The organism is Alcanivorax sp. HI0007, assembly GCF_001635525.1.
GTDB lineage: Bacteria > Pseudomonadota > Gammaproteobacteria > Pseudomonadales > Alcanivoracaceae > Alcanivorax.
Window position 1 is genome coordinate 19054 of the sequence record NZ_LWEJ01000258.1, and the last position, 19688, is coordinate 38741.

At 60.3% G+C, this 19688-nt stretch carries 24 protein-coding genes; 6 read left to right on the forward strand and 18 right to left on the reverse strand.

The annotated features are described in order from the left end of the window. The first annotated feature begins 334 nt into the window (after positions 1 to 334). On the forward strand, positions 335 to 1510 hold the full coding sequence (locus A3714_RS14935; protein ID WP_082810735.1) for a lipid A deacylase LpxR family protein: 1176 nt from the start codon (positions 335 to 337) through the stop codon (positions 1508 to 1510). 108 nt (positions 1511 to 1618) lie between these two features. Here the strand turns inward: A3714_RS14935 and A3714_RS14940 are convergent, their stop codons facing one another. The 9 genes from A3714_RS14940 to A3714_RS14980 all read right to left on the reverse strand — a co-directional run bounded on the left by A3714_RS14940 (position 1619) and on the right by A3714_RS14980 (position 7381). After that, positions 1619 to 2014 carry a YciI family protein gene (locus A3714_RS14940; protein ID WP_062815381.1) on the reverse strand — a complete coding sequence of 132 codons (396 nt, stop codon included), beginning with the start codon at positions 2012 to 2014 and terminating at the stop codon, positions 1619 to 1621. A 12-nt stretch (positions 2015 to 2026) separates the two neighbouring features. Next, positions 2027 to 2473, reverse strand: a complete 447-nt coding sequence (locus A3714_RS14945; protein WP_063508416.1) for a nuclear transport factor 2 family protein — start codon at positions 2471 to 2473, stop codon at positions 2027 to 2029. Between the two features lie 79 nt (positions 2474 to 2552). Continuing rightward, positions 2553 to 3803, reverse strand: a complete 1251-nt coding sequence (locus A3714_RS14950; RefSeq protein WP_063508435.1) for an RNA polymerase sigma factor — start codon at positions 3801 to 3803, stop codon at positions 2553 to 2555. A gap of 3 nt (positions 3804 to 3806) precedes the next feature. Beyond that, positions 3807 to 4187, reverse strand: coding sequence for a sirohydrochlorin chelatase (locus A3714_RS14955; protein ID WP_063508415.1), 381 nt, complete (start codon positions 4185 to 4187; stop codon positions 3807 to 3809). Positions 4188 to 4375: 188 nt separating this feature from the next. After that, positions 4376 to 5287, reverse strand: coding sequence for a histone deacetylase (locus A3714_RS14960; protein ID WP_063508414.1), 912 nt, complete (start codon positions 5285 to 5287; stop codon positions 4376 to 4378). Between the two features lie 60 nt (positions 5288 to 5347). Continuing rightward, positions 5348 to 6028, reverse strand: coding sequence for a DUF4336 domain-containing protein (locus A3714_RS14965; protein ID WP_063508413.1), 681 nt, complete (start codon positions 6026 to 6028; stop codon positions 5348 to 5350). A 53-nt stretch (positions 6029 to 6081) separates the two neighbouring features. Then, the gene (locus A3714_RS14970) at positions 6082 to 6306 is read right to left on the reverse strand and encodes a DUF3820 family protein (protein WP_062815376.1); all 225 of its coding nucleotides are present in this window, start codon (positions 6304 to 6306) and stop codon (positions 6082 to 6084) included. A 6-nt stretch (positions 6307 to 6312) separates the two neighbouring features. Further along, the gene (locus A3714_RS14975; protein WP_063508412.1) at positions 6313 to 6759 is read right to left on the reverse strand and encodes a hypothetical protein; all 447 of its coding nucleotides are present in this window, start codon (positions 6757 to 6759) and stop codon (positions 6313 to 6315) included. Positions 6760 to 6763: 4 nt separating this feature from the next. Further along, on the reverse strand, positions 6764 to 7381 hold the full coding sequence (locus A3714_RS14980) for a cation transporter (protein WP_063508411.1): 618 nt from the start codon (positions 7379 to 7381) through the stop codon (positions 6764 to 6766). 187 nt (positions 7382 to 7568) lie between these two features. Here A3714_RS14980 and A3714_RS14985 point away from each other — a divergent pair, with 187 nt between their 5' ends. Both A3714_RS14985 and A3714_RS14990 read left to right on the forward strand, forming a co-directional pair. Then, the gene (locus tag A3714_RS14985; RefSeq protein WP_062815373.1) at positions 7569 to 7979 is read left to right on the forward strand and encodes a helix-turn-helix domain-containing protein; all 411 of its coding nucleotides are present in this window, start codon (positions 7569 to 7571) and stop codon (positions 7977 to 7979) included. A gap of 125 nt (positions 7980 to 8104) precedes the next feature. Further along, positions 8105 to 8497 (forward strand): hypothetical protein, encoded by a 393-nt coding sequence (locus A3714_RS14990; protein WP_062815372.1) that lies wholly within the window; start codon positions 8105 to 8107, stop codon positions 8495 to 8497. Positions 8498 to 8643: 146 nt separating this feature from the next. Here the strand turns inward: A3714_RS14990 and A3714_RS14995 are convergent, their stop codons facing one another. The 4 genes from A3714_RS14995 to A3714_RS15010 form a co-directional block, all read right to left on the reverse strand. After that, complete coding sequence (locus tag A3714_RS14995) at positions 8644 to 9750, reverse strand: DUF1513 domain-containing protein (RefSeq protein ID WP_197463429.1); 1107 nt, start codon at positions 9748 to 9750, stop codon at positions 8644 to 8646. Between the two features lie 266 nt (positions 9751 to 10016). After that, entirely contained in the window at positions 10017 to 11039 is a 1023-nt protein-coding gene (locus A3714_RS15000; protein WP_063508410.1) for an imelysin family protein, read from the reverse strand. A 28-nt stretch (positions 11040 to 11067) separates the two neighbouring features. Then, on the reverse strand, positions 11068 to 12456 hold the full coding sequence (locus A3714_RS15005; RefSeq protein ID WP_369798842.1) for a di-heme oxidoredictase family protein: 1389 nt from the start codon (positions 12454 to 12456) through the stop codon (positions 11068 to 11070). A 131-nt stretch (positions 12457 to 12587) separates the two neighbouring features. After that, positions 12588 to 13868, reverse strand: coding sequence for an imelysin family protein (locus tag A3714_RS15010; RefSeq protein ID WP_063508409.1), 1281 nt, complete (start codon positions 13866 to 13868; stop codon positions 12588 to 12590). Positions 13869 to 14123: 255 nt separating this feature from the next. Between A3714_RS15010 and nhaD the strand changes: the two genes are divergently transcribed. Continuing rightward, a complete protein-coding gene (nhaD, locus tag A3714_RS15015; RefSeq protein WP_063508408.1) occupies positions 14124 to 15359 on the forward strand; it encodes a sodium:proton antiporter NhaD in 1236 nt (411 codons plus the stop codon). Positions 15360 to 15368: 9 nt separating this feature from the next. Here nhaD and A3714_RS15020 read toward each other — a convergent pair whose 3' ends face one another. Then, a complete protein-coding gene (locus A3714_RS15020) occupies positions 15369 to 15872 on the reverse strand; it encodes a GNAT family N-acetyltransferase (protein WP_063508407.1) in 504 nt (167 codons plus the stop codon). Positions 15873 to 15952: 80 nt separating this feature from the next. Beyond that, positions 15953 to 16234, reverse strand: a complete 282-nt coding sequence (locus A3714_RS15025; RefSeq protein WP_103917106.1) for a hypothetical protein — start codon at positions 16232 to 16234, stop codon at positions 15953 to 15955. Positions 16235 to 16435: 201 nt separating this feature from the next. On the opposite strand from A3714_RS15025, the gene A3714_RS15030 reads away from it, so the two are divergent. Then, positions 16436 to 16753 (forward strand): hypothetical protein, encoded by a 318-nt coding sequence (locus A3714_RS15030; protein ID WP_063508405.1) that lies wholly within the window; start codon positions 16436 to 16438, stop codon positions 16751 to 16753. A 20-nt stretch (positions 16754 to 16773) separates the two neighbouring features. After that, the gene (locus tag A3714_RS15035) at positions 16774 to 18336 is read left to right on the forward strand and encodes a phospholipase D family protein (RefSeq protein WP_063508404.1); all 1563 of its coding nucleotides are present in this window, start codon (positions 16774 to 16776) and stop codon (positions 18334 to 18336) included. 65 nt (positions 18337 to 18401) lie between these two features. Here the strand turns inward: A3714_RS15035 and A3714_RS15040 are convergent, their stop codons facing one another. The 3 genes from A3714_RS15040 to A3714_RS15050 are packed head-to-tail and all read right to left on the reverse strand — an operon-like array spanning position 18402 to position 19539. Further along, positions 18402 to 18767, reverse strand: coding sequence for a DoxX-like family protein (locus A3714_RS15040; protein WP_063508403.1), 366 nt, complete (start codon positions 18765 to 18767; stop codon positions 18402 to 18404). Continuing rightward, on the reverse strand, positions 18764 to 19009 hold the full coding sequence (locus A3714_RS15045; protein ID WP_063508402.1) for a Rho-binding antiterminator: 246 nt from the start codon (positions 19007 to 19009) through the stop codon (positions 18764 to 18766). Before A3714_RS15045 ends, A3714_RS15040 begins: the two co-directional genes overlap by 4 nt. Positions 19010 to 19011: 2 nt before the next feature. After that, entirely contained in the window at positions 19012 to 19539 is a 528-nt protein-coding gene (locus tag A3714_RS15050; protein ID WP_063508401.1) for a DinB family protein, read from the reverse strand. Positions 19540 to 19688: the final 149 nt, after the last annotated feature.

Below are 19688 nucleotides of genomic sequence, written 5' to 3' on the forward strand. Positions count from 1 at the left end.
CAGGCTCAATGACGAAAAACAACGTACCGGGCAGGCATTCGGTCACCGCCGCCACAAGGCGGGGCCGCCATAACCACTGTAAAGTTCGAAAAAATCGATTAAATCGCCCAGCCAGTCCCACTGTTTCATCAAACTGTTCCAGCCCATCCTTGTCACCATGATTCAGACGGCCACATTCGCTGCGCCGTCATCGCTGGCATAACAACAACTCTCTGTAGAAACAGGCAACAACTGCCCAGCAACGCAATACCGCTATTGCGCGTGCCGGGCCTACTGTACGCGCAGCAAATCTAACCCGGGTGTGCACGGCACGCCCCCAGGTGGACATGACGCCATGAACGATGCAGAGAGACTGACAGGTTTTGCCAAACCGCGGCTGCGCCAACGGGGCAAATCAGCGATCACAGCGCTGCTGGTTGCCCTGCTGGGCGGCGTGGCGACACCGGGCAGCGGCATGGCTGCCAGCACTGACAGCGTGCAACTGGCCCGGGCCGGTGACCCTGCGTTCGAGGAACAGCGCCCACGTCGGCCTCGTCCCGATCCGCAACAGGAGCGGACCATCGGCAGCTGGTCCCTGACCCTGGACAACGACTTGCTGGTCCCCGGCAGTCGCGATCAGGACTACACCTACGGAATCAGTGTGGCCGCCACCGGTCGCCAGGCCCGGGATTTCGCCCTGTCCCTGAATACGCCGCTGACCTGGATCGACAGACTCACCGGCGTGGACGGTATCGCCGGGGGCCAGATCCGGGGACACAGCTTTGAAGCCGGCATCTTTGGTTTCACCCCGGAAGACAAGGAGGCCAAGCGCCCGTTGTATGACGACCGCCCCTACGCCAGCCTGATGTATCTTTCCAGCAGCCGGGTACAGGTGAACCCGGCCAGGCAAGTGGCCTGGCACAGCACCCTGACAGTGGGTGCCATGGGGCTGGATCTGGCCGGTGACATCCAGAATGGGGTACACAAGGTGATTGGCAGCGACCGGGCGGAAGGCTGGGAGCATCAGGTCAGTGATGGCGGCGAACCCACCTTCCGCTATGCGGTGGCCCGACAGAAGATCCTGCCCGTGTCATCCGACCGACTGGAAGTGAAGAGTACCGTAGAAGGCTCAGTGGGCTACCTCACCGAAGCACGCTGGAGCCTGAGCTTCCGCGCCGGGCGCCTGCATTCTCCCTGGTGGCAGACCAGCCCGGAACTGGCCCATTACGGGGAGCGCAACAACGCCACCGCCATGAGCCAGAATCATGAACATTATCTGTGGGGCGGCATCGCCCTGGTGGGCCGGGCCTATAACGCCTTTCTGCAGGGCCAGTTCCGCGACAGCGAAGTGAGCTACGACAGTGACGAGGTCAACCATGGCGTGGCCGAAGCCTGGCTGGGCTACACCTGGGCCTTCAATGATGGCTACCGGCTCAGCTATGTACTGCGGGGCCACACCTCGGAATTGAAGGAGGGCGTGGGCGACCGGAATGTGCTGTGGGGCGGACTGGTGTTTGCCAAAACGTTCTAGGCCCGGTTCAGCGCACCCTCCCACTGTTGGAGCTTTGCTGGCAAAGCGAAAAGCCGCTATGGAGGTAATACCATCGCGTCGCTTTGCAGGCAAAGCTCCCACGAGGGGCTAGGATTTCAATGCTTCCGCGTAGGGGACCTGATCGGAGGATTCGCCGTAAATATCCCGCACCGGTCGCACTTCGATGCTGCCATAGCGGGCCGGCGGAATACGGCTGGCCACACGAATGGCATCATTGAGATCATTGGCCTCGATCAGATAGAAGCCGGCAAGCTGTTCCTTGGTTTCCGCAAAGGGGCCGTCGGTAACACTGACCTGGCCGTCCCGCAATCTCACCGTGGTGGCCGTGGAGACCGGTTGCAGGGCGGAACCGTCCAACATCACACCGGACTCCGTGAGCCCGCCACTGTAGGCCTGGCACTCCTTGTTCAGCGCCCGCCAGTGATCATCACCACGCTCCTGCATGGCCGCTTCGTTGTAATACACCAGACATAGATATTTCATCGTGTTCTCTCCCTAGCTGAAGCGTACCGGCGTGTGCTCTGGCTGCCAGTCCATAATCAGGGACATATCTTCCGGGTTGAAAGGGCAGGAAAAATGCTCATGCAAAATCTGCCACTGATCCCCGTCCCGTTCCCAGACCTGAGTCACACGCATCCAGCCTCCTTGCTGCTCTCCTTCCACCGTAGCGCCGCAATGGGTCAGGCTGTGACTGACCGCCAGGGAATCGGCCGTTTCCACTTTGAAGTCATACATCTCGAAAAAAGGGTCGGCAGGGCAGGATGCCATGCATTTTTTCCAGTGCTCCCGATAGGCAGGTGCCCCTTTTACCTGCAGCGCCAGAATGGCGTCGAAGGAGCGGATAGCAGGGTGGTAAAGGGCCATCACGGCCTCCACATCATTGCTGGCCGCCGCCTTCAGCCAACGGCGGGTCAGCTCTTCAATAGTGCGTTCAGTGCTCATGGTTTTCTCCTTGATTACGGTTGTCTTATCAAGGAATCGAAAGGGATGACACGGTTTCGACAGGGCTGTGGATTTTTTTTCACCCCAGCTCGACCAACCGCTGGCGCAGAAAGCGTTGTTCCGCGGGCTGCGAGGCCCGTTCCAGGGCTGCCAGGTAGGCGCTACGGGCCAACTCCCGCTGGCCCAGTCGACGGTGCATGTCCGCCCGGGCGGCGTGGGCCAGGTGGTAATCGTGCAGGGAGGCGTCCTCCATCAACGGGGCCAGCGCCTGCAACCCGATCTCGGGGCCATCACGCATGGCCAGCGCCACCGCCCGATTCAGTGCCACGATGGGGCTCGGCATCATGATCAGTAACAGGTCATACAGCCCCACGATCTCGGCCCAATCGGTGGCCTCACTACTGGGCGCATGGGCATGAACAGCGGCAATGGCCGCCTGCAGGGTGTAGGGGCCAAAACGTTGCGACTGCAGGGCATGGCGAACCAATTCATCCGCCCGGGCAATTTCTGCCCGGTCCCACAGGCTGCGATCCTGATGCTCCAGCAATACCAGCTCTCCCTGTGCCGTGGTACGCGTGGCACGGCGAGCGTGATGCAACAGCATCAATGCCAGCAAGCCCTGGCATTCCGGTTCCGGGCTGGGTAGCAGGGACAGCACCAGTTCAGCCAGACGAATCGCCTCTTCACTGAGGTCGTGGCGCAACACCTGATCCCCTGACGAAGCCAGATATCCCTCGTTGAAAACCAGATAGATCACCTGCAACACCGATTGCAGACGCTCATAAAGTTCGTCGCCTTCGGGCACTTCATAGGGGATCCTGGCATCGCGAATCTTGGCCTTGGCACGCACGATACGCTGGGCCACGGTGGGGGCTTTTTTCAGAAAAGCGCGGGCAATTTCTTCCGTGGTCAGGCCACAGACTTCCCGCAGGGTCAGCGCCACCTGGGCGTCCCGGGCGAGCCCCGGGTGGCAGCAGGTAAAAATCAGGCGAAGCCGGTCATCGTCGATGGCCATATTTTCCACCTCCATCTCCACCACGGCCCGGGCGGCCAGCTGCTCGGCCTGTTCGTGGAGAATCTGGTCATGGCGGGCCCGGCGACGTAGTTGATCGATGGCCTTGAAACGACCGGCAGAGACCAGCCAGGCGCGGGGATTGTCCGGCACCCCCTCACCGGGCCATTGCCGCAGGGCGGCGATAAAGGCCTCCTGCAAGGCATCTTCGGCCAGATCAAAGTCCCCCAGAAGACGAATCAGGGTGGCCAGCACCCGCCGGGACTCTGTGGTGAAAATATGTTGAATGCGTTGTTCGGTGTCATCCCTGACCGTCATCATTCAGTCCTGTGAGGCAATGTGCTCCAACACCAGCGACGCCAGCCCATCGGCGTTGCCGAAGTAGTCCAGCAACTCAATGGTGAGAGCCGGAAAACGCTCGCGGGCATCTTCCACCTGGGCCGGAATATCCTTGCCCACGTGTTTGCCCTTGTTGAAGAACAAGGGATACAGCTGCACATGGGTCACTGGCTGATGTTCCAGCTGCTGAATCGCCTCCACCAGCGAGGGCTGGGCCAGCTCGAGAAAACAGGGCAGCACCGCCACATATTCCTCGCCCGACCCAGGGGCGGATTCCGCCACGGCTTCCACCAGGGCACGGAATTCGTCGTTGGCCGTGTCGCTGCGGCTGCCATGGGCCATGATCAATAGGGCTTTGGACATTGATACTCTCCGAACGCTTGCGTAGGAGCGTCGCTGGCGGCGCGATTCCTGACCAGGATAAAAACGTTGTCACCACAGGGTGCAAAGAGCACACCGAGAATACCGATTCTTTTCCTCAGTGATCTCTGTGCACTCGGTGGTGAAATCGCCTTTGATTTACGTGTTTTATCGTACCGCCAGCGACGCTTCTACAACGACCTTGTCGCGAACTCGTAGCTGGCTTCGACGACGATGGCATGCCGCCGTGCCAGCGCGACCCGGTCATCATCGTAGCCGCCACCGATCACCGTGGCCACCGGGATTTCCCGGCGGCGGCAGCGCTCGATCACACCGCGATCACGGTCGGCGATACCCTGCTCGGAAATACACAGTCGTCCCAGCGGGTCATGCTCGAAAATATCCACCCCGGCATCATACAGCACCAGTTGCGGACGCACCGTGTCCAGCAGGGATTCCAGCGTTTCGAACACCGTGTCCAAGTAATCCCGGTCACTCATGCCCAACGGCAATCCCACATCCAGATCGCTTTTCTGCTTGCGCACCGGAAAGTTTTTTTCGCAATGGATGGAACAGGTAACCGCTCGTGGCTCATCGGCAAGCATGGCGGCGGTGCCATCACCCTGATGGACATCGCAATCGAAAATCAGCAGTCGCTCCACCGCCCCACTGGCCAGGAGTTGCTTCGCCGAAAAGGCCAAGTCATTGAAGATGCAGAAACCGGAACCGAAATCGTAATGGGCATGATGGGTGCCCCCCGCCAGATGACAGGCCAATCCCTGTTTCAGGGCCAGCTGGGCGGTAAGCAGGGTGCCCATGGGCGCGATACAGGTGCGTTTTACCAGCCCCTCACTCCACGGCAGCCCCAGGCGACGCTGGGCTTTCGGGTCCAGGGTACCGGCAACGATATCCGACACATATCGGGGACAATGGGCCTGGCCAAGCAGGGCCGCCTTGGCTCTTCCCGGGCGAAATTCATTGTCGCCACAGGCAATTCCCGCCGCCCGCAAATGCCCGTGCAGCAGACCGAATTTTTCCATGGGGAAACGGTGTTCGCCGGGAAAGGGAAAGCTGTAGTTGGGGTGATAAACGAGGGGCAGCACAGACAATCCCAGGTTAAACAGGAGGACAGGAATGGTGGCGGGCCGGACTGACTCCGACCCCTAGAACAACCACTCCAGCCCATGGCGGGCCTGGTTGCGGGCATTTTCGGTAATCACCTCGCCATGGGCCAGGCTGAGCTTTTCAAAGGGCCATTCCAGGATACGGGTGATACTGGCGCGGGCCTTGCGACGGTTCAGGTAGACCAACCGCAGGACCGGATGCCAACCCGGCTTTTGCCACAGGCCGCCCAGTTTCAGATACCAGCGGGTGAAGCCATGGTCACACTGGCGGAAGTTTTCGATCAGGTCGGCGGCGATCAGGGTACGGCTGGCGGAATGGTAAAACACCGTCTCCTGCAGCATGGAGCCTTCAATAAAGACCAGCTCGAAATCCTCTCCCCAATCCGGGTGCGGGGTTTCCGAGAGCACCGCATCCAGCTTCAGATCCTTGCGCTTGCCGGCCAGTTTGGCCGGGCCATGCAGAAGCGCTTTCGGGTAACGCTGCTTTACCTCAGCGGCAAAAACATGATGGAACAGATTGGGGCAAACGATATGTGTCACCTCCCCCAACGCCGCCAGTTCTGCCGCCAGATCCTCGTCCACCGGCACCGGCGAGTGCAACAACAACCCGCCGCTGGACAGCTTCACGACGGTCATGCGAGTCCCCACATGGAGGCCCATGAAGGCATGGGGGATGGCGACGTGCCAGAGGGTATCGGAAAGCGGTTGCAGCTGGCTCATGATAGGTTCCTTGCGTCTCTCTGAAGTACCAAGACTAATGACGAAAGGCGGCGCTATCCATGGCTTTGTCGTAACGGCTCCAGCAACTTCTCGGTGCCATCCATCTTCAGCATCAGCGCCAGTGCCATCAGCCGGCCCAGCTCGCCATTGGGAAATCCCTTGTCGGCGAACCACAGCAGATAGGGTTCGGGCAGATCGATCAGCACCCGGCCCTGGTATTTTCCGAACGGCATGGTGCGTTCGATCAGGGCTTTCAGGTCTTCCTGTTTGAAATCCATAGCGACTCAGCGATAACGACGACGCAGGCGGCGGTGACGGTGGCGAAAGAAAAATGCCACCAGCGCGCCCGTGGTACGCGGGAAAACCCGCGGTTCAAATTCCAGAATGTCCTGCAGCGTACAGCCCGTGTCACTGTCCGCCAAGCGGCGATGGTGGCGCCAGCTGCGCATACCGGTCATGGGGGACGCTTCCACGAAGCCTTCCTGCGGAGTCAGCGACAACAGGGTCAACTCGGAGTGGCCCACCGGCAACAGACCGAACAGCTTCAACGGGCTGCGGAACAGGGGCTTGCCCGGTGTCAGCGCCACCGCTTGAAGATCCCGAACCCCCGGCGGCGCGCCCATGCTCAACCAGGGACGCATTTCATCGTTGATACCGTCCATGGCGGTGACTGCCCGCCACAGGCGGCTGCGGTCCACGGGTAGATCACTGGTAAATGTCAGTTGAATCATGGCATCAACTCCCGCAGTGATCCGGTTCCCGCTCCTGGTTCGCCTGACGCAAAATGGAGACGGCACTGTGGGTAAACAGTCCGGCAATGGCCAATGCCACCAGGAGGTCCGGCCAGCGACTGCCCTGCCAGACTACCCACGCCCCGGACAGCAGTACCGCCAGGTTGGCGATGGCATCGTTACGAGAGCACAGCCAAACCGAGCGAATATTGGCATCCCCCTGCCGGTAACGCATCAGCAGCAAGGCGCTGACCACGTTGGCGGCCAGTGCCAACCCGGCGACCCCCATCATCATCTGGCCCTGGGGCGCATTCCCCTGGAGCAAGGCCCAGACACTGTTCGCCAGTACCACCAACCCCATGATCAGCAGGGAAACGCCCTTGATACGAGCTGCCCGCACCCGCCAGGCCAGGGACTGGCCCAGTGCCCACAGAGTCAGCCCGTAGGTGGCCGTATCCCCCAGAAAATCCAGGGCATCCGCCTGCAGGGCACGGGAATCCGCCAGCACCCCGGAGGTCGCCTCCACCACAAACATCACGGCATTGATCAGCAGCACCACCCATAACACCCGGCGATAGGCCGGTGCCGGGGTGGAACGGATATCGGTATCACAACAGCCCATGACTCATGTCTCCATCAGTTCACGCAAATTCATAATCGGCATGGCCTGGACCTGGCCTCCAGAAACCCCATCGCAGACCCGCACGCGCCTGTATTGCCTTTTCCTCAGCGGGATTTCCTTGAATCCCGTCGGTCATGCCATCATTAAAAAAGCTGTAGTGACTACAGGTTCAAGCCCCGGAGGCAGAATGAGTACGCTTTTTTCCATCGGCACCCTGAGCCAGGCCACTGGCTGCAAGGTGGAAACCATCCGCTATTACGAAAAGATCGGCCTGATGCCTGAACCTGCCCGCAGCGAAGGTGGACAGCGACGCTATCACCGCAAACACCGGGAACGACTGCAATTCATCCGCCACAGCCGGGAACTGGGTTTTACCCTGGATGATATTCGCGAACTGCTGGCCATGAGCGAGCAGCATGGCCACGCGGACAGCATCGCCCGCCGTCACCGGGCCGCCGTGCAGGCCCGCATCCTCTCTCTCACCGCATTACGTAACGAACTGGATCGAATGATTGACGAGTGCGAGCAGGGGCATGCAGGGGAATGCCGGGTCATCGAGGTGCTCAGCGATCACCAGGAATGCCGGGGCGACCACTGACGTTTTTTCACGTTTACCCCATATGGGGGAAGCCCATTTCTGGCCAGTTTCTACAATGAAGGGGGAACGATGACGCCCGGTAACGACACGCCGGGATCAAATGATGAACAGAAAAGGGGAAGATCATGAAATGGACTCTTGGCATTGCCACACTGCTCGCCTCACAGTTTGCCATTGCGGACTACTACTCCAGCCTGGATGAAGACACCTGCTGGGATGGCCGTAACAGCCGTGGCGGCCCCTGCATGGTGGTGCATGACACCAAATGGAGCCAGTACACTGAAGGCCGCTTCACCGTTACCTTCCGCAATACCTGCAACAACCGGATTTATGCCCGCTTCTGCAATGAGCGCAATAACGGCTCGGAAGACTGCGGCGCGTCCGGTATTTCAGCCGGTAACACCAAGAGCTGGTCCACCAGTAACGCCAATGGCCGCTACAGCTATAACTGGATCGGGGTGGAAAAAGGCTCCAAGGACTGGGTCTGCTCCGGCAAGGTATCCAACTGGCACGACTGATACAGATGATAGAAGCTCGCCTTGCGAGCCAGGCTCCAACAGGCCCCGGAAGCTGGCCGGAAACCCGCTGTTGGAGCTTTGCTCGCAAAGCGAAGCACTCGACTCCCCACCCGCCCTGGCGATCTCTGGTTTGCTGAAGAAACGACTCACCCCAACCAGAGATGGTTATCCCACCAGCCGTCAGGCAGATCCAACCAATGGCTTTTCACGGCACTGCCCGAGCAGTCGAAGAAACGGCATTTTCCTTGTCCTGATGTGACCGCAAACCCCTCAGGCACCGCACCCACGCCTGCGCAGTCAGCCATGGGGACATCCACCACGGTGGCGGCGGAATCCAGATGCCAGATAAAGAAACGATTGCCCCGCGGCGCCGTCATGGCCACCAGTCGCTTCTCGCTATGGATGGCAATGCTGGCGGTGTACTGTTTCATCATTGCCAATTGGCGGTTGCTGACCGGGAACGGCTGGTAGGGCTGACCGGGGCGCTTGATGGCCAGCAATGGCACGCTGTCCCAGGCCGGACCATGGTATTGCTGACCGGTAATCACGGTGCCGTCACTGGCCACGGCCAGATGGCGAATACTGTTCTGCTGTTGCGGCAGGGTTTCCTTGCTGAGCCTTTCACCGTGGCGATCCATGATCACCAGACTCGGCGCCATGGCATCCAGGTTCATTTCCTCACGGCTGCCCCCTTCCGTCCGTATACCGCCATTGCCGATGACCAGGGATTCACCGTCCGGCAGCCAGGCCAGCTGATGCGGGCCAACGCCATGGGTGGAGACCTCGCCGTCATGGATCAGCTGCTTGCCGTTTTCCAGACGATAACGCCCCAGTACTCCCCGCCCCGGCTCGCCCGTATCGTTCTCCGTGGTGTAGAGCCACTGACCACTGTGGTGGAACACTCCATGGCCGTAGAAGTGGCGGTCCGGCTGACTGCGCAGGGTCTGTAGCAGAGTACCGTCACGCAGGTCCACCAGATAACTTTCCCGGGACGGGCGGCGGCCAACAAACAGGGCAAGGGGCAGCAAGGGGTGGCGACAGATGTCGTGGCAGCGCTCCGCGACAGGGGTAGCAAAAGCGCGACGACCATCAAGAAAATAACCGACGGCATAATGCTGCCCGGCAGCATCATTCCGGGCAGACAATAGTAGTGGAGACTGGCCTTGGCCACGCCACAGAGCCCAACCTCCCAGGGCAGCGGTGCCGGCCAGAGCGGTGCCGATACCCAGTAATTGTCGTCGCGTCAGCCGCATAACGTCTCTCCACAAGCCTAGCTAAATCCCGCTGTAGGAACGAAGCGTAGCGTAGTAACGACTGTAAGTCGGCCCGCAGGGTGAGCGTAGCGAATACAGCCGCTTGAGGTGCGAACCGCGCGCCAGCGCAGCGGTAGGAATGCCTGTTTACTGCAATGATTTCCGGCTGGCCTCATCTGGCTCTGAAACACCTGATCGCCCTGCGGACGATTTCCGCTGACGCGGTTCGCACCTCAAGCGGTGCTCCTGCGCGGCTTCGTAGAAATCTAGTCGCCGTCGTTGGCATTGAAACCGAGCTGAATACCCAGGTCCCGGGCCAGGTCGCTTTGCTGCAGCGTTTCCAGCGTATCCAGGTCCTGATACAGCGACTGCAGCTGTGCCTGGCTGTCCGGATCCTGCACGATCTCCATCAGGGGCGCCGGCAGGGCATCCAGTTGATCGTGAACCCGCTGGTAGGCCTCATCAATGTCAGCCACCAGCTGCGCATCCCCGACCAGGGAGCGGACCCGTTCCCACACCGCTTGTGCCCCTTGCAGAGAGGCAATCAGGTTCTCTGTGGAACGACGGCTGCGCCAGGCTTCCGCCTGGTAGGGCTGCGGCACCCCGCGGTTGAGCCGCCCCATCGGCGTCCCCAGCTTCTTCTTCAGGGTATCCACCGCCGTAATCTGCACACGGAGGATGCCACCCAGCGCCTCATCCGCATTGGCATAGCGCCCATTGGGGAACGTCGTAAGCTGCTCAAGCATTCCCTCCGGCTGCTGCCACAGGGTAACCACTTCCGCAGACAGGGCCTGCTGATGGCGAGCAATGCCCACAAGCAACGGGCAGTAGCGATCCCAACGCTCGCGGATAGCAACCTGCTCATCGAAGAGCACATATTCGAAAGCGGTAAGCCCCTGCACCACCACACTGGCGTCATCCAGCTGTTGCTGATCCAGCTCTGGCGCTTCATCCAGCAGGGACTCGGTCTGGCGGGCCACCATATTGCGCTTGTCCGGCCAGAACTGGACTTGCCAGCTGCGATTGCCTTCGGACAACGGGCCCACCATCAACGGTTGCAGACGGGACCAGGCGGACTGGGTCTGGTGGAAAGCTTGCTCGATCTCTGCCAGCGCCAGTTCGCCGGCACAGCCAGCCCGGGTCGTTTCCAGCAACGCCTCATTGCTGCGGAGCCATTGCTGGTGCGCCGGCAGCAACACCTGGTCCGCCAGCTGCGCCGTGACCTCCTGACGGGGATCGCTGCAGGCGGCCAGTGCCAGGGTGGTGATCAGCAGAATAAGGCGTTGCATGGGAAACCTCGGCATCACAGCGAATGGGCTACAGGGAATTCAGGAAGGCCAGCAGGGCCGCACGCTGCTCGGCATCGAAGGTAAGCACCTTGTCCCGGGAAGCGGCGGCCTCGCCATCGTGCCAGAGAATCGCTTCCATCAGATTGCGGGCACGACCATCGTGAAGGAACTGGGTATGGCCATTCACCGCTTCAGTGAGACCAATGCCCCACAGCGGCGGTGTGCGCCACTCCTGACCGTTAGCCAGGAACTCAGGACGGCCATCCGCCAGACCCGGCCCCATGTCATGGAGCAACAGATCGGTATAGGGACGGACAGTCTGGTTGGCCAACTCCGGTTCCGCGGCATCGTTGCCGGTGGTGAAGCTGGGCACATGGCAGCCCTGGCAATTGGCCTGGTGGAATAACGACTTGCCTTTGAGGACCTGGGGGGCATCCACATTGCGGCGGGCCGGTACGGCCAGATTGCGGGTATAGAACAGCACGCTGTCCATGATGCTGTCGCTGACCTCTACCTCTCCGCCGTTAGGCATGGCCAGACAGTCGGCCTGGCTGGGAGCGCAGGAATCCGTGGGCACCAGATGACTGTTCAGCCCCATATCGTTGGCAAAGGCTTCCGCATTCTGCTGACGCAGGCTGGGCTGACCGGCTTTCCAGCCGAAGCGGCCCATGGCCGTGGTACCCGCAGCGCGATCCCACACCCGATTGGCACGACCACTGATGCCATCGCCATCCTCGTCATCGGGATCGGCATAGGCCAACAGATCCGCTTCCGGTATCGCCTCCAGAAATCCGAGCCCGATCACGGGTGGTGCAATCCGTGCCGAAAAGAGAGTAGCAGGATGCATGTCGCCATAAGCCAGGTTGGAAAAGTCCAGACGCGGCTTGCGCAGTTCCACCTGGTGGCCATCGGCAAAGGTGACCGTCTCGAATTCGTAGGTGACCCGCACCCGCCCTTCCGGCTCCACACCGGGGATCGCCGCATCCTGGAACTGGCCACCATAGTTGGGCTCAGGCACCAGACCACTGCGGGTCAGATCGTCATCGGCAGCGGCGGGCACCGACAGCCTGACCAGCATGGATACCGCCTGTTTGGCATCGGCTGCCGGCGGGTGACCACGGCCATCCTTGATGTGGCAATTCTGGCAGGCATTGGTATTGAACAGGGGGCCCAGCCCATCCCGGGCATCCGTGGAAGCCGGCGCGATCACCCAGGGATTACGGAAAAAACTGTTGCCGACACTGAAATCCAGCCGACGGGACGGCGGCAGGTTGGCCAATGGCAGGGAAAACGCATTCTGGTCCGTCTTGGTCACCGTGCCTTCACCGGCAGACAGGTGCTCACCGGGCTCCGCTTCCGTGAACGTCGGGCCCTGATCGCAGCCAGCCAGCAGGGTGGCCAGGGTCATTGTCAGCATGAGATAGCGCAAGTGACAGGCATCCTTCTCTCTGGATAGGGCAGGACGTCGGTAACGACGCAACGGCCCATGGGGTTCCACGACGCCGCCCGGAGGCGGCGCTATGTTAGCAGATCCGAAAAGCATGGTTTTCAGAAACTGTGGTTTGCGGTGTCCGGGTTCAGGGCCTGGATACCCAGTACCAGAGCCGCTTTCTCGATACTGGCGGTCTGTACCACCAGGGCATCGATGGCATGGTTAACGGTGGCGGCACCTTCGGCATTGCCCGGGGCGATCAACTGATCAAAGTGGACACCCTTGGCGGCACTGTCCACCAGCGTCTGCAAGGCCGCTTCACTGGCATCCAGGTCCGTCTTCAACGCCTGGTCCAATTGGGGCTCACTGGCGGCAACCAGCTCACTCAGCGACGGGCCACTGAGGGTCTCGCCGTTCACCCGCTGGTACTCACCCAGGTAGACATTCTCGATCCCCTTGCCGTTATAAAAATGGGAAAAGTGGGTGTTGTCGCTGAAACAATCATGTTCGTCTTCCGGCGAATGGGCGGCCAATGCCACCTTCATGCGTTCGCCGGCCAACTCACCCAGGGACAGGCTGCCCATGCCGAACAGCATCTTGCGCAGACCGTCTTCCACACTGCCCGCCGCCAATTCGGCCCGGTAGTTATCCTGTTCCGGTTGCCACTCAGCCACCATGGCTTCCAGATCCGCAATCAACAGATCGGTAACCACCTCAAGATACTGACGACGACGGGCGTTGTGTCCGCCGGTGGCACTGTCGCCGGTGGCAAAATCCGTGGCAGGACGCTCACCCGCACCCGGGCCGGTGCCATTCAAGTCCTGCCCCCAGAGCAAAAACTCGATGGCATGATAGCCGGTGGCCACGTTGGCTTCCGAACCACCCAGCTCATTCAGACTGGCGAGCAGCTCCGGGGTCAGTTCACTCAGGTCCATTTGCTGTTCGCCGATTTTCAACGACTGGCTGGCAATGATATTGGCGCGGGCACCCGGGTTACCCATCACCGCCTGGTAATCGTCGGCCACGTAATCGATCAGGCCTTCATCCAGCGGCCAGGCATTTACCTGGCCCTCCCATTCGTCCACCACCGAATTGCCAAACCGGAATACCTCGGTCTGCATATAGGGCACCCGGGCATCACGCCAGGCCTGACGGGCAGCGGCCAGGGTCTCTTCACTGGGCTGCGCCAGCAGGGTATCGATGTGCTCGCGCAGTTCGCGGGCCTCGCTCAGCGCATCGCTGTAGGCCGCCAGCGCCATGTCGGCGTAGTGGTCGATCACCAGCCGGGCACGGGCCTCGTCGTAAGCCGGTGTCGAAGTGGCAGCAGGTTCATCACTGCAGGCAGAGAGCAGCAGAGAGGCCAGCAACAGGCCCCCGATAGAGACACGGGACAGCATGGAATTCCTCTAAAATCGTGAAACGGCAAGTGAAAAGACACCCGTCACAGGGGCGCCCGAAGCTATCAGCCTACAATAATGCGAACTATTCTCATTAATTTAAAGGGGCAAGGCGCAAATTTGCCATTTCATGGGGATTTTTTTGCATCCCGGATGCGTTCACAGTGGATAAACACGGAATTGGATGATGAACCCGGTTCACAAAAGACCTAGAATACCGCCGCCCGCCACTTCCTGTCCTGCGAGATAGCCGTCATGAGCACCGTTTTACTGATTTTGGTTGCACTGGGTTTTCTGTCCATTGTCGTCGAAGACATGGTCCACATCGACAAGGCCAAGACCACATTATTCTTCGGCTCCCTGGCCTGGTTACTGTTTTTCATCGCTCCGCCAGCACACCTGAGCCACGAAGCCCTGATGGAAAGGCTGGACGAGAATCTGCTGGATATTGCCACCCTGTGGCTGTTCCTGATGGCCGCCATGACCTTTGTGGCCTATCTGTCCGGCAAGGGCATCATCGACAGTATCGTCAACCGTCTGCTGCCTACCCATATCAGTGAACGCAAGTTGATGCTGCTCACCGGCCTGTTCGCTTTCCTGTTTTCGTCCCTGGCCGACAACATCACCGCCACCCTGGTGTGTATTGCGGTATTGATGAACCTGAAGCTGCCGGCGGAAAAGCTGCTGCGCTATGTGGTGCTGGTGGTGTTCTCCGTGAATGCCGGGGGCACCGCCCTGATCACCGGCGATGTCACTACGCTGATGATCTTCCTGGCCGACAAGGTGGAAATCCCCGATCTGCTACTGCTCAGCCTGCCCGCGGCCGGCGCTGTGGCCGTGCTGGCCGGCATGCTGTCACTGGGGCTCAACGGTGAGGTCGTGATTCAGAAACAGGAAAGCACAATCGACCGGGGTGACAAGGTCATTGCCGTGCTGTTCTTTGCCACCATCCTCGGCACCATTGGCGCCAATGTGGCGTTCGGCATTCCGCCGGTACTGTGCTTCCTGTTTGGTCTGTCGCTGATGTTCCTGGTGGTGCAGTTCCTGAACAAGGATGAACCGGTACTGGAATATATCCGCAAGATCGAATTCGACACCCTGCTGTTCTTTCTCGGGGTCTTGCTGCTGGTGGGCATGCTCAAGGAACTGGGCATGCTGGCCTACTTCCCGGCCCTGTATGATCTTATGCCGCCGGTGGCCGCCAACTTCCTGGTGGGAATCGCCTCGGCTCTGTTCGATAACGTGCCGCTCACCGCAGCACTGCTTAATTCCGGTATCGAGATGACCCTGCCGGAATGGTTGTCGCTGACCTACTCGGTGGGCGTGGGCGGCTCTCTGCTGATCATCGGCTCCGCCGCCGGGGTGATCGCCATGAGCAAGGTGGAAGCACTGACCTTTGTCAGCTATCTGCGCTATTTCCTGTATCTGCTGGTGGCCTACAGCATCGGTTTCATTGCCGTGCTGGGGCTGGGACAACTGCTGGTCAGGTAACCCGGGAAATCAGCCGGCAAACGCCGGATGGTAATGCACCCGGGCATCCGGCCAGTCCCCGTCCAGCAGCAACGCCTGGAAATATTCTGCCGGTACCCCGGGCAGGCGCAGCAACGGTGTGGCCACAAAGCCGAAGCGCAGATACCAGGACGGGTCCCCCAGTAACACACAGCCGGCGGCCCCCTGCTCTCGCAACGCCGCGATGGCCGCCTGCATCAGTGCCGAGCCGATTCCCTCTCCCTGACAGTCCGGCAGGACCGACACCGGACCAATGCCGAACCAGCGGCGGCTACCGTCGGACAGTGTCACCGGGGATGCCGCCACATGACCCAGGAGGTCGCCATCGCGCACCGCGACCAACGACACCACCAGGGCATCCTCTTGGCGTAGCAGATCAACGATCTGGGCTTCGCGCTGATCGCTGTGCGTCACATTGGCAAAGGCCGCGTTGATCAACGCGGTAATGGCAGGAATATCCGCCGGGGTTTCCGCACGGAGACTCAGCCCGGTCATGGCAAACACCGGGCAAGAGAGAAAAGTGGCGCCACCCTGGTCATGACAGAGCCAACATGGCGGATGCGCCTGGTCGACAGTCAGTTGGCGCCATACAGATCGTTATTCAGATCCTTCAGATCACGGTCCAGCTGCTGCCAGTTGCCCTGGCCATCAGCATCCATGTCAGCCAGCTCATGGTACTCATCAATTCGCTGCTGCAAATCCGTGAGCACATCCTGCAACGCCAACTGGTGACGTTCCGCTTCGATACCCGCATCGCCGTTAGCGCCCACGCCCCGAGCCTCCAATTGCTCCAGCTCCGTTTCCAGTTCATCCAGCTTGCCCTTGATGTCGGCAAGCATCTGCTTGGCATTTTCCATGGTGCGGCTCCTTGGAAGTCTCTGCATGATTGCGATGAATCCGCGTCCAGATTGGCCCCATTTCTCGACGGTGGTCAAGGCAATGCCCTGTAACCGTTTATTACGTCTGACAATCGGTCAGTCACAACCCGCAATTGTGGCTGTAGCCGGGGGTTTCCGTTACATTGCAATGAATGATTTCATCAACAGGTCACTCAGGAAATGAAGAAAACCGTTGAACGAGCAGAACTGCTCAAGGACATGATTCAGGAAGCCATCGAGGACGGCGCCACCACCGTGGAAGAGGTGCACCAGCATATCGCCGGGCTCCCCTTTGACGCACTGGAAAAACTGGGCCTGTTTGAAGAACAGGCCGGCAGCCTGAAAGAAAAACAACGCAAGACCATCGGCCTGGTGTACGACACCATCCGCAAGGTCAATCAGGAAGTAGGCTCACTGATTTCGGAACAGTTTGCTGCCCTGGAAGATGCCCGCACGGCATCCCGGAACATGGATGACAAGAACGATCAAGACGACTAGCAAGCAACAGGGCCACGCGCATGTTCCATGGTAACCCCGTCCCCCTTTGGGCAGTCCTGATTGTCAGTGTCCTCCTCGCCCAGGGCTGCGCCAGTTTTGATCCCGGCGAGCGCACGGCCAGCTATTCCCTGGCCCCACCGGCCCACACCCCGCTGACAGACGCCGGACAGGCAGCGTTGAAAGACCGCGAGAACGACGCGCAATCCGGTTTCTATCTGCTCGATGATGGCCTCTCTGCCTTTGTGGCCCGCGTCGCCATGATCGAGCAGGCCCAGACCTCACTGGATTTGCAGTATTACATTTTCAGTAACGACACCACCGGGAAAATCATCATCAGCCGGTTACTGGAAGCGGCGGACCGGGGAGTGAGGGTGCGATTACTGGTCGATGATCTGGGCACGCGGGTGGACAACCCCCTGGTTGCGATACTGCATAGCCACCCCAACATCGAGATCCGCCTGTTCAACCCGGTCAAGACACGACAGGGCCCACTGCGGTTGATGGAAATGGCCGCCACCTTCAGCCGCTCCAATCACCGCATGCACAACAAGCTGATGCTGGCCGACTCGCTGGTGATGATTGCCGGCGGGCGCAACCTGGCCGATGAATATTTTTCCAACACCCTGGTGGATTTTCAGGACGTGGATGTCCTCGCCGCCGGCCCCATCGTGCGCGATGGCACCCAAAGTTTCGATGACTACTGGAACAGCCGGGCCACCCTGACCGTGGACCGGGTGCTGGATGCGGACGACGCGGACATGTCACTGGAGGCGCTGCGGGAATTTCTGCGCGGTTTTCTGGCGGAGCAGCAGGACAGCGAGTTTGTCGATGCCCTGCGCGGCTCCAGCCTGGGCCGGCAACTGATTGCCGGTCAGATCCCGCTGGATTGGGGGCTGGCGACCTTGTATGCCGATCCTCCGGAAAAGGTGCTCCCGCAAGCCGACATCCCCCGCGACCAGTACCTGCTGAACGACCTCAAGCGAATCCTCAACAGCGCCAGTAACCGCCTGCTGATCAGCTCGGCCTATTTTGTGCCGGGCAAACGGGGGGTGGCCCTGTTTGCCGACAAGGAGGCGGACGGGGTGGACGTGCGTATCCTGACCAACTCCCTCAGCACCACGGATGTGGCCATCGTGCACAGCGGCTATTCCCGCTATCGGCGGCCGTTACTGGAACATGGTGTGGAACTGTGGGAATTGCGCGCGGAAGCCGGACAGCCCCAGCGCATGCGCTGGTTTCATGGTGAGTCCCGCGCCAGCCTTCATGCCAAGACACTGGTGATTGATGATGACCGCAGCTTCATTGGCTCGGTGAATCTGGATGGCCGCTCGCTGATACAGAATACCGAGGTGGGTCTGCTGATTGAGAGCCCGTCTCTCAATCAGCAACTCAGCGACCTGTTTGATCGCTGGGTGGCCAGCGATTCCGCCTGGCAACTGTCGCTGGATGAAGAACAGCAGCTGCAATGGCAGGCCACCGATGACGGCACCCCCATCACCCTGGACCGCGATCCGGAAACCTCCGGCTGGCAACGCTTTCGCGTCTGGTTGCTGTCACTGCTACCCATCGAGTCGCAGATTTAGGTGGGCGAAAGGCCGCAGAATCAGCGACGGCCTTCTGCCTCCTTTCCACAACCAGACACGCCTTTTCAAGAGCGTCTTAGTTCCACCAGTGCGATCATCGACAACGCCAGAATCGCCGCATTCACCGTCGCCGCATTGAACGCAGCCAACAGAAACTGCGGCGCCAGCCACAATACGAACACGGACAGCAGGCCGATACCCAGTGCCGACAACTGATACGGCCAGCGGCGGCGCCACCACACCAGTATTGCCAGCCCCAACCCTACCTCCAGTGCCCCGCCGCCATAGGCAATCCACACCGCCTGTTCGTGGCTGGCACCCAACACCTGGTTCATGGTCAGCTCATCGTCGTGAGGCCCCAGCCATTTTGGAACAATGCCCTGATAGATCCAGATGAATGCCAGGGCAAACCGGCAAAGCGACAGGGTCATCCCAGCTCCACCACAGAAAAATGCGGATTATCCTGCAGGGCAATCAGCGTTTTGATCTGCGCCATGATCACAGGCTGGCGCTCACCGTCCACCTCCAGCAACAGACACTCCTGCCTGTCAGGGGTATAACCGGTATCCTGTGCAACACCTTCCAGGCTGCCTCCCTCCTTCAACAGCAGCCGGACCGGCAGACGAAACGTACAGGCAATTTCCAGGTAATCGTGATCATCGCAATGCAGCATGGCTAATCCTGATCCGGGATCCGCACCAGCAGATCCGTCACCCCGACCGCTACCCCGGCCTGGCTCAGCAGCGTGGTGATCTGCCCCCGGTGATGCGTCTGGTGATTGAAAAAATGCAGCAGCAGGCTGCCAAAACGGCGATGCCCCGGCTCCCCCTTCATATTCGTGTAGGCCAGCGCCTGATCCAGGTCCGCCGGGGTCAGCCCCGGCACCCAGCCGGCAATCAGCGCATCCAGTTCGCCGCGCCGCTCCCGGAGCGCCGCAAAATCCGCGCAGGGCTGAGCGTCCAGGGCCTCCGGCCAGGCAACCCTATCCAGCGATGCCAGGCCAGCACCACACCCCGGATGCCGGGCAAACCGCTTCAGCCAGATGATATCCGCCACCAGAATGTGGCTGAACGTCCCGAACAGGGAGCCGAAAAAGGCACCGCGATCCTCACGTAATGCCACCTCGCCCAAGGGCGCTGCCAGGGCATAGAGCTGCTCGTTCATCCAGCGGTTATAGTCCGCCATCAAGGTCAGATTCCCCATCTCGCTCACAATCTCGCTTCCTCCAGTACGCCCAGTACGCCACCCACTACCAGCCCGAGTCCGCTCAATCCCGGACCCGGTTTCCAGAAACACCGTCAACGCCTTCTGAACCCATTTCACCACCCTGTCCCCGCTGCCGCCAGCAGCGC